This is a genomic window from Pseudomonas sp. P4_C1 (genome assembly GCF_056402155.1).
This window is the reverse complement of the sequence record NZ_JBFUHY010000152.1, coordinates 1-2,521: the sequence shown is the minus strand read 5'-3', so window position 1 is coordinate 2,521 and position 2,521 is coordinate 1. Positions and strand designations below refer to the sequence as shown.

Sequence of the window (2,521 nt, the reverse complement as noted above, 5' to 3'; positions counted from 1 at the left end):
GCATGCAGCCCACCTGCAAGGCCGGCGCGATGTACCCTCACCTGCTTAAAATCCTCGAAAGTATCAACCTGTGTCACGCCGGCCCACCCACGTTCGACCCCGGCCTGAAACCCGTGACCTTCAACATCTGCGCACCGGAATATTTCGAACAGTTGATCCTGCCGCGCCTGCTGAAACGCTTCGACCTCGCCGATCTTCCAGTGATGGTCAATGTGTTCAAACTCGAAGCCGATATCCCTGCCGAAGCGTTGCGCGAAGGCAGCCTCGACCTGGTGATGTGCTTCGGCCCGCACTTTCATCGCAGTCACGTCGACTTCAAATCCCGGACGCTGCTCGAAGACGATCTGGTGTGTGTTTTCGACAAACGCGCCACGCCGGCGGAACAACGCTTGAGTCTGCAAACCTATGTCGACCGTCGACACGTGTTCCCGACACCCTGGACGTCCGCCACCAACATGGTCGACGGCTGGCTTGCGCAGCAAGGACAACAGCGCCAGATCGTCGCACGCGCCAACAGCTACAGCGCAGCGCTGAAGCTGATTGCCGGCACCGACTATGCCCTGACCCTGCCCCGGCGCATCCAGCGACTTCTGGCCAACACAGACACCTTCAATCACTGTGAAGCGCCCAAAGGCTTGCCGGGTTTCACCCTCGACATGCAGTGGAATCAGGGTGCTGATCAGGACAGCGCCAACACCTGGCTGCGAGAGCAGGTGATCCAGACCAGCATCGAGCAGGAAACGGCCTGATACTCAGTTGTTGATGGYGGTCTTGCTGTAGGAATCGCGATCGATGTCGAGAATTTCCACGCACAACTGGACCTCAACGCCACTCGGCCACTCACACAGGCCCTGAACCACCTCCAGCAGGCTTTCGGAGAGCTGTTTCTTGATCTGTGCGGAACGACCACTCAACAGCGCCAGCTTCACATGCACGAATGCCCGCTCAGCCAATGCCGTGCCAACCTTGAATGTCTCGACCATGACCGCGCGGCTCTTGATGTCAAATTCGGCAGAAAATTGACCGGAACCCACCAACGTATTGTTCAACCGCATCAATGCCACATCGGCATTCAAGTCAGTCAGGTTGGCGGTGTATTCCATGTGCAGGTGAGGCATGAGTTGGTTCCTGTAAGGGGGGGGACGGATCGAACATATAACACAACGCCGCTGTTCATTCGGGCAGCGGCAAAACGGCACGCTCACTCATGAACGCCTCCAGACGCGAGCGCAACCAACGCTCGGCGGGGTCGGCGTCAACATGACTGAGCCAGACCATGGACAGGTCCAGGGTGGGTGTCTGGATTGGAAAGGGTTCCTTGAACAGCACTCCCGAGGCAGCCATCGCCTCGGCGGTGTAGTCCGGCAGGCTGGCAATCAGGTCCGTCCCGGCGAGCAGCGCTGGCAGCGAGCTGTATTGCGGTACAGAGAGCACCACATGGCGCGTGCGGCCGATGTCTGCCAGCCATTCGTCGGCATAGCCACTGACGTTGGCGGTATGGGACACCAGCACGTGCGGTCGCGCGCAATATTCATCGAGGGTCAGCGGTGTGTCGCAGGCATCGGCGCGCAATATGCTGGGCTGGATGTGTCGCAGCAACTTGCGCTTGGCATTGGCCGGCAAGCCACGGGTCTGGCTGATCCCCACCGTGATATCACCAGACGCCAGCAAGTCGGGAATCCGCCAGTAATCGACATGCTGCACCACAAACACCACGTTGGGCGCTTCCTGGCGCAAGACTCGCAGTAATGGCGGCAACAGACCAAACTCGACATCGTCAGACAGACCGATGCGGAACGTCATCGTACTGCTGGCCGGATCGAAGTCATGGGTCAGACTCAAGGCCACGGACAAGGAGTCCAGCGCCGGCGACAGATGCTTGATGATCTCCTCTGCCCGCGCTGTCGGCTCCATGCGATGGCCGACGCGTATGAACAGCGGATCATTGAACATCGCACGCAAGCGGTTGAGCGCCGAACTGATGGTCGGTTGGCCGAGAAACAGCTTCTCCGCCACCCGAGTGACATTGCGCTCGAGCATCAGCGTTTCGAATACCACCATCAGGTTGATATCCGCCTTGCGTAGTTCGTTGCGATTCATCCACTGCCCCCGATGTCCAAATCTGCTGACAGTTTAGGTAGCTGGTGCGACTGCCGTCTATCCGACTCAGTCAGCACGCAGGTCTCGCCTCACAATGAGGCCCGCATGATAGCCACGCACCGAGCGATTGCATAGAAATCCAGTAGCCGTGGCTTTCCTGCGGACAAAAACGAAACCCCTACCTGCGTGCGCAGATAGGGGTTTCGGAATTTAATCTTGACGATGACCTACTCTCACATGGGGAAACCCCACACTACCATCGGCGATGCATCGTTTCACTGCTGAGTTCGGGATGGGATCAGGTGGTTCCAATGCTCTATGGTCGTCAAGAAATTCGGGTACTGAACCGTTTTTCAACGTTTCAGCAAATTGGGTATGTGACAGCTTTCGGTGTTTTGTGAGCGTCGAACTTTCGGTTCAT

The 2,521-nt window shown here is 57.9% G+C and carries 3 protein-coding genes and 1 rRNA gene; 1 reads left to right on the top strand and 3 read right to left on the bottom strand.

Translation table 11 applies throughout. From position 1 onward, the window contains the following. Positions 1 to 749 (top strand): LysR substrate-binding domain-containing protein (locus AC1DU9_RS29690; protein WP_477811255.1); only part of this gene is annotated, 749 nt, incomplete at its 5' end. A 3-nt stretch (positions 750 to 752) separates the two neighbouring features. On the opposite strand, the gene AC1DU9_RS29685 is transcribed toward AC1DU9_RS29690, so the two are convergent. The 3 genes from AC1DU9_RS29685 to rrf form a co-directional block, all read right to left on the bottom strand. After that, complete coding sequence (locus AC1DU9_RS29685; RefSeq protein ID WP_477811254.1) at positions 753 to 1,118, bottom strand: 5-carboxymethyl-2-hydroxymuconate Delta-isomerase; 366 nt, start codon at positions 1,116 to 1,118, stop codon at positions 753 to 755. Between the two features lie 55 nt (positions 1,119 to 1,173). Continuing rightward, positions 1,174 to 2,100: a LysR substrate-binding domain-containing protein gene (locus tag AC1DU9_RS29680; RefSeq protein ID WP_223461977.1), complete on the bottom strand. Its 927-nt coding sequence runs from the start codon at positions 2,098 to 2,100 to the stop codon at positions 1,174 to 1,176. 214 nt (positions 2,101 to 2,314) lie between these two features. Further along, positions 2,315 to 2,430, bottom strand: a 5S ribosomal RNA gene (gene rrf, locus AC1DU9_RS29675). Positions 2,431 to 2,521 lie beyond the last annotated feature (91 nt).

Coding starts and splice junctions, on each gene's coding strand:
- AC1DU9_RS29680 (WP_223461977.1), bottom strand. CDS start 2,100: ATGAATCGCAACGAACTACGCAAGGCGGATATCAACCTGATGGTGGTA.